The sequence below is a fragment of the Caulobacter sp. S45 genome (assembly GCF_903642205.1).
Taxonomy (GTDB): domain Bacteria; phylum Pseudomonadota; class Alphaproteobacteria; order Caulobacterales; family Caulobacteraceae; genus CAHJWH01.
Genome location: NZ_CAHJWH010000168.1, coordinates 1 through 6595, shown reverse-complemented (window position 1 = coordinate 6595; position 6595 = coordinate 1). Strand labels below are relative to the sequence as shown.

Here is a 6595-nt window from a genome sequence, read left to right as displayed (position 1 = left end):
GCTGCGGCGGCGCAGGTTTCGGCGGCGGGGCGGCGCGCTGCAGGGCGGCGGCTCGGTCGGCGGCCTCGGTGGGGGTAAGCGGCGGCGGGGCGGCTTCTCCGCCGGTGAGCGACTTGGCGTCGGCGTTCTGGCTGAAGGCCTGGAACAGCAGCACGCGCACGAAGTCTATAGGCGTCTGATCGGAATACAGCCGCACCCGCCAGCCGCCCTTCAGGTCCTTGACCGCGACACCGACCGGCAGGCCGCGCGGGAAGACGCCGCCATCGCCGGAGGTCAGGATGACGTCGCCGAGCTTCACCGGATCGCGGCCGCGGACGTACTCCATGCGCGGATAGGCGCTGCCGTCGCCGGTCAGGATGGCGCGGCCGTTGCTGCGGTCCACCAGCACGGGCGTGCGGCTGTCCACGTCGGTGACCATCAGCAGCCGGCTGACTCCGCGGGTAACGCCCACGATCCGGCCCACCACCCCGTGTTCGCTCATGGCCGGATCGCCGACCTGCACGCCGGAGGCCGAGCCGGTGTCGATCAGGCGCGCGTTGGAGAAGGGACCGCGAGTGTCGATGATGGTGCGGCCGGTGACCATGGGCACCGGCGGTTCGGTCTTGAGCTTCAGCAGGGCCTCATAGCGGTCGTTGACGTTCTTCAGGGCGATGAAGGCGTCGCGGTAACCCTCCAGCTCGGCTGTCTGGCGCCTGAGCCTCCGGTTCTCGGAGACGGCGAAGAAGTAGCCCTCCACATAGTCCACCGTCGCCCCGGCCCAGCGCACTGGCGTCTCCAGCACGCCGCCGACCGGCGCCGCAGCCATGGCGACCGCGTTGCGCGCCGGGACGTAGGTGGTGGCGGCGACGGCCTGCCGTCTGCCGGCCAGCAACAACACCACGGCGACCAGCACGGCCACGAGGGTCGCGGCGCCCGCGGCCCAGGCCAGGGGCAGCTTGAGGTCGGTGAAGGGTCCGTCGCGGAAGGCCATGGGTTGCAAATCCTAGCGGGCCTGAACTCATCCTCCCTATCGCAGATGGGGAGGTGGTGGCGAAGCCGACGAGGGGCCGCGCGGAGCGCGGAAGCGGCTTCGCTGTGGCTTCCGACCGGCCGACCCGGTCGGCCCATCCCGGCCTTCGGCCGCACTCCGCCATCTTGCGATGGGGATGACAGGCGGCTCTAGGCCAGGCTGGCGTCCAGCACGCCCTTCATCCACTTGGGATGCTCCAGCACCTTTCCGCAGCCCAGCGCCACGCAGGACAGCGGGTCGTCCGCCACCGTCACCGGCAAGCCGGTGGCGTTGGTGATCTCGGTGTCGAGGCCGCGCAGCAGGGCGCCGCCGCCGGTCAGCATGATGCCTTTGTCGGCGATGTCGGCGGCCAGTTCAGGGGGCGTGCTCTCCAGCGCCACCTTCACCGCCTCCACGATCTGGGAGGCGGGCTCGAACAGGGCCTCGGCCGCGCCCTTCTCGGTGACGCGGACCTCGCGGGGCACGCCCTGCATCAGGTCGCGGCCCTTCACCTCGATGGCCAGGCCTTCGCCATGCTCGGGCGCACGGGCGACGCCGATCTCCTTCTTGATGCGCTCGGCGGTGGTCTCGCCGATCAGCATGTTATGGTTGCGGCGCATGTAGGAGATGATGGCCTCGTCCATCTTGTCCCCGCCCACCCGCACCGAGCGGGAATAGACGATGCCGGAGAGGCTCAGCACCGCGACCTCGGTGGTTCCGCCGCCGATGTCGACCACCATGGAGCCTGTGGGTTCGTGGATCGGCAGGCCCGCGCCGATCGCGGCCGCCATCGGCTCGTCGATCAGTCCCACTCGGCGGGCCGAGGCGTTCAGGCAGCTGTCGTTGATGGCGCGCCGCTCCACCGCGGTGGCGCCCGAGGGCACGCACACGATCACCTTGGGGTTCACGAAGCCCTTGCGGTTGTGAACCTTGCGGATGAAGTGCTTGATCATCTCTTCGGCGACCTCGAAGTCGGCGATGACCCCGTCGCGCATGGGGCGGATGGCCTCCATGTGACCAGGGGTGCGGCCCAGCATCTGCTTGGCCTCGATGCCCACGGCGTGGACGATCTTGCGGCCGCCGACGTTGCGCAGCGCCACCACCGAGGGCTCGTTCAGCACGATGCCCTTGCCCTTCATGTAGATCAGGGTGTTGGCGGTGCCGAGGTCGATGGCGATGTCGTTGGAGATCAGGCCGAAGAGGGAGGCGAACATGGATGGCCTTGTGCGGGGCAGGGGACCTGCGGGCGTCGTCGTCGCTCCATGACCCTTGGTGGACCCGGCGCGTAAACCCCCGCAGCCCTATACGCCAGTCCGCCTGTCATGGGACGCGCCCGTTTGCCCCGGCGGCCCGGTCAATTCAAGGTCAAGATCGGCTGACTGCGGCATTGCGTCAGCGGCGCACCCGAGATGCCCGGCAGGACACCTCGGCGTCTCGCAGTTGCTAAATGCTTGTGGGCGCCCTGGAGGCGGCCTATCCCGCAGCCTTGGTCACAGGCCCGCCGCCCCGGCGGGGGCGCGGGCCTGAGCTAGCGGACGAACAAAGACGTCATGCAGGTCCAGTCGGCGGAGGATACCCCGCGGGCGTCGGTGGTCATCGCCGTGCTCGACGAGGCCGAGAACGTTGAGGCGGTCACCGCGGAGACCCTCGCCGCCCTCGAGCCGCTCGGTCCTTTCGAGATCGTCTTCGTCGACGACGGCAGCACGGACCCCACTCCGGACATCCTGAAACGCTTGGCGGCCGCAGACCCACGCGTGCGACTGGTGCGCCACGACCGGCGCTGCGGCAAGTCCCAGGCGGTGCGCACCGGCGTGCTCGCCGCCCGGGCTGACTGGATCGCCACCCTGGACGGCGACGGCCAGAACGATCCGCAGGACGTGGTGGAGATGCTCCGCGCCGCCTGGGCCGCAGCCGGCGCGGCGCCCCTGGTGGCCGGGGTGCGGGTACGCCGCAACGATCCGCGCTCGCGCCTGGTGGCCACCCGCATCGCCAATGGCTTCCGCCAGGCGGTGCTGCAGGACCACTGCCCCGACACCGGCTGCGGGCTGAAGGTGTTCCGGCGCGAGGACTTCCTGCTGCTGCCGGTGTTCGAGGGCATGCACCGCTTCCTGCCCGCCCTGTTCGCCCGCTATGGCCATCCGCTTATCAACCGCGAGGTGCGCCATCGGGCGCGCACGGCGGGCGTGTCCAAGTACACTAACCTGGGCCGCGCCCTGGTGGGGGTCGTGGACCTGCTGGGCGTGATCTGGCTGACCCGGCGCACCCATCCGCCCAAGCGGACGGGCGGCGCTTGAGCGCGGCGGTCGAGGCGCACGCCGCCTCAGGGCCGGAGCAGATCGGCTGGAAGACTTATTTGATGCTGGCGCTGGTGGCGCTGGCCCTGTTCCTGCCCGGCCGCGCGAGGCTGCCGCCGGTGGATCGGGACGAGGCCCGCTACCTGCAGGCCACGCGCCAGATGCTGGTCAGCCACGACTTCATCGACATCCGTTTCCAGGACAAGCCGCGCAACCTGCAGCCGGTTGGCGTCTACTGGCTGGAGGCGGCCTCGGCCTCCCTGTTTGGCGGTGCGCGCGCGCCGGTGTGGGCCTACCGCCTGCCGTCGCTGATCGCCGCTCTGCTCGCCGTGCTGCTGACGGCGAGGCTGGGCGCGATGCTGTTCGGGCGGCGCGCCGGCGTCGGCGCGGGACTGCTGCTGGCGGGGTGTGCGCTGCTCAGCTTCGAGTCCCGCATGGCGAAGATCGACGCCTGTCTGCTCGCCTCGGTCGTGGCGGCGCAGGGGGCGCTGCTGAAGGCCTATCTTGGCCAGGTGCGAGGCGCGGGACGCCTGAACGCCGCCGCCTTCTGGACAGCTCTGGCCGTCGGTCTTCTGCTGAAAGGGCCCATCGTGCTGATCGTCAGCGGGACGACGGCGCTGGGCCTGGTGCTGATCGAGCGCCGGGCGGCCTGGCTGAAACGGCTGCATGCGGGCTGGGGCGGTCTGCTGATGCTGGCGATCGCGGCGCCCTGGTTCGTCGCCATCGGGATCAAGACCCACGGCGCCTTCTTCGACAAGGCGGTGCGCCAGAACCTGCTCGGCAAGGTCGGGCGCGGCGAACAGCACCACGGCCAGCCTCCCGGCTACTACCTGGTGCTGGCCAACCTGACCTTTTGGCCGGGCGCCCTGGCGACCGCTCTGGCGACGCCGTGGACCTGGCGTATGCGGACGAAGCGGCAGGTGCGCTTCCTGCTGTGCTGGGTCCTGCCTACCTGGCTGATGTACGAGGCAATCGGCACCAAGCTGCCCCACTACGTGCTGCCGCTCTATCCGGCGCTGGCCTGCCTGGCGTGCGGCGCCGCCACATCCGCCGACGGGTGGCGGGCCGGGGCGTTCGGCCGGGCCGCCGCGGTGACCTATGGGGCGTTGTGGCTGGTCATCTCGGGCGCCCTCGCCTCGGCGGGCGCCGCGCTGGTCTGGCGCTACGCTCACCACCTCGATCCCGTCGCCATAGGGTTCGGCATGGTCGCCTTCGGGGCCTGCATCGCGACCCTGGTGCTGGTCAGGCGCGGCGCAGGCGGAGCGGCCTCGGGAGCGGCCATCGTGGGTGCGGCGGTGATCTATGCGGGCCTCTACGCCCATGTGCTGCCGGGGCTGCAGACGATCTGGATCGGGCCGCGGCTGGCCGCGCTCGCCGGTCGGGTGCGGCCCTGTCCCACCAGCGTGCTGGCCTCCACCCGCTTCGCCGAACCGAGCCTGGTGTTCTTGGAGCAGGGTGAGACGCGCCTGGTCGACGCCAGGTCGGCGGCCGACCTGATCGCCTCGAACCGGGCCTGCGCCATGGCCGCAGTCAGCGCGCGACAGCTGCCGGTATTCACTGCCCAGGCCGACGCCGACGGCGTCGCGCTGAAGGTCCGCGGCGAGGTGGACGGGGTGAGCTATTCCACCGGAGAGCGGCTCAGGCTGCTGCTGTTCACCGCCGCTGAGGCTGGCGGCGCGCCGGGTCATCCGCAGCCTTTCCAAGCTGCACCGAAAACCCCCCCCCTCCCTCCGGTTTTCCCTCAGAAGGATAGTTTTCCCTCAGAAGGATAGAAGGTCGGCTGATGCGGCTGGCGCCGCCTGCCGCTTCGCCTCCTCGCGCTTCAGCCAGACCTGGGCCAGCAGGGCCATGCCGATCCAGAGGGCGGCGATGGCTGCGAGCTTGATCCAGCGACTGGGGCCGCCGCCGTTCAGGGCATGGATGGCCGAGTTGCCCGCATAGGCCACGAGCGCGATCTTGGGGAGGCTGCCGAGCGCGGTGCCGGCCAGGAACTGCGAAACGGCCATGGGCGTCACGCCCGCGGCCATATTGACCACCACGAAGGGCGCCGAGGGCACCAGGCGCACCACCAGGCTGGCCCAGAAGCCGTTGCGGGCGATCATGTCCACGAAGTCGTTGACGCCCTTCCCAGCATGAGCGCGCAACACCCGCGCCCCGATCCTGCGGCCCACATAGAACCCCAGGGTCGAGGAGACGAGATTGCCGACCCAGCTGTAAGCGAAGCCCACCCAGGGGCCGAACGCCACCACAGCAGCAGCGATGAGCATGAACTGCGGCACGCCCAGGAAGGCCAGGACCGTGAATCCCAGCACCGCCGCCGGCAGCGCCCAGGGACCGTGCACGCCGGCGCCCATCCAGGTCTGGACCGCCGCCGCGCCTTTCAAGCCGACCAAAGAGGCGCCGAACACGAAGACGGTCCCCACGCCCCCGAACAGGAGGAAAGAGACCGCCACCGCCCGCCAGGCGCGGGCGTCCAGATTGGTGAAGAACGCCCAAAGCCGTATCACGGCGCGGGCTTATAGCGGTGAAGGCCCATGGGCTCCACCGCGGTAGGCCCTCTCCCGCAAGGGAGAGGAAGACCCGCTACTTCCTGAACGCGTCGCGCACCGCGTCCTTGGCGCCGCCAAAGGCGTTCTGCAGGCCGCCGGCGGCCTTGTCGGCGTGACCTTCGGCCTTCAGCTTCTCGTCACCGGTAAGATTGCCGAGGCCTTCCTTGACCGAACCGCCGAACTTCTTGCCCGAGCCTTCGACGCGGTCGTGGTCGATGCCGCCCTGAGGCTCCGAGGCCGCGCGGTCCTGGACCCTGCCGGCCGCGTTCTGGACCGAGCCGCCGGCCTTCTGGGCCACGCCCTCCGCCTGCAGCTTGGCGTCGCCAGTCAGCTTGCCGAGACCTTCCTTCACGGAGCCCGCCACCTTGTCGCCGGCGCCCTCGATACGGTTGTCGCTCATGGTATGTTCCTTTCGGCCAAACCGTTACGGCGAACGGAACGGCGAAGCTTGGCGAGAGGTTCCGCTTACCCAGCCTGCCCGAGCCCGCTATCTAGGTCCCCATGGCCGCCAAGCCCGAAGCCCCCACCGAGCCGTTCAAGCGCGCCCTGGCCCACGCCGCCCGCTCGCTGGCCGAGGCGCCCGACCTTGAGATCGTCTATTCCGGCGAGGGGCCGTCGCTGGTCGGCCGGCGGGCGACCCTGCCGCACCCGCCGCGCGACCTGAACGGGCGCGAGGCCGCCCGCATCCGCGGGATCGCCGACCGTTTCGCGCTCCGCCTCGCCCATCATGACGAGGCTGGCCATGCCCGCGCCCGCCCGGCTGA

At 70.5% G+C, this 6595-nt stretch carries 6 protein-coding genes and 1 pseudogene; 3 read left to right on the top strand and 4 right to left on the bottom strand.

What is annotated here, in order from left to right; translation table 11 throughout:
- Window positions 1–970 (bottom strand): rod shape-determining protein MreC (mreC, locus tag HUV06_RS13850; protein WP_174301840.1); only part of this gene is annotated, 970 nt, incomplete at its 3' end.
- A 188-nt stretch (window positions 971–1158) separates the two neighbouring features.
- Window positions 1159–2202 (bottom strand): rod shape-determining protein, encoded by a 1044-nt coding sequence (locus HUV06_RS13845; RefSeq protein ID WP_174301839.1) that lies wholly within the window; start codon window positions 2200–2202, stop codon window positions 1159–1161.
- Window positions 2203–2538: 336 nt separating this feature from the next.
- Here HUV06_RS13845 and HUV06_RS13840 point away from each other — a divergent pair, with 336 nt between their 5' ends.
- Together HUV06_RS13840 and HUV06_RS13835 are read left to right on the top strand one after the other, a co-directional pair.
- Entirely contained in the window at window positions 2539–3282 is a 744-nt protein-coding gene (locus HUV06_RS13840; RefSeq protein ID WP_174301838.1) for a glycosyltransferase family 2 protein, read from the top strand.
- Window positions 3279–5054, top strand: a complete 1776-nt coding sequence (locus HUV06_RS13835) for a glycosyltransferase family 39 protein (protein ID WP_217433883.1) — start codon at window positions 3279–3281, stop codon at window positions 5052–5054. The genes HUV06_RS13840 and HUV06_RS13835 overlap by 4 nt, the downstream gene beginning before the upstream one ends.
- On the opposite strand, the gene HUV06_RS13830 is transcribed toward HUV06_RS13835, so the two are convergent.
- Entirely contained in the window at window positions 5043–5789 is a 747-nt protein-coding gene (locus tag HUV06_RS13830; RefSeq protein WP_174301837.1) for a TVP38/TMEM64 family protein, read from the bottom strand. The two genes, HUV06_RS13835 and HUV06_RS13830, sit on opposite strands and share 12 nt — an antisense overlap.
- Window positions 5790–5865: 76 nt before the next feature.
- Window positions 5866–6231, bottom strand: coding sequence for a CsbD family protein (locus HUV06_RS16690; protein ID WP_174301836.1), 366 nt, complete (start codon window positions 6229–6231; stop codon window positions 5866–5868).
- Between the two features lie 101 nt (window positions 6232–6332).
- Between HUV06_RS16690 and HUV06_RS13820 the strand changes: the two are divergent.
- Window positions 6333–6595: pseudogene (locus tag HUV06_RS13820) on the top strand (cobaltochelatase subunit CobT); the annotation flags it as partial.

Bases quoted from the DNA above. Each gene is read 5' to 3' on its own strand.
- HUV06_RS13840 (WP_174301838.1), top strand. From the start codon at position 2,539: ATGCAGGTCCAGTCGGCGGAGGATACCCCGCGGGCGTCGGTGGTCATC.
- HUV06_RS16690 (WP_174301836.1), bottom strand. From the start codon at position 6,231: ATGAGCGACAACCGTATCGAGGGCGCCGGCGACAAGGTGGCGGGCTCC.
- HUV06_RS13845 (WP_174301839.1), bottom strand. From the start codon at position 2,202: ATGTTCGCCTCCCTCTTCGGCCTGATCTCCAACGACATCGCCATCGAC.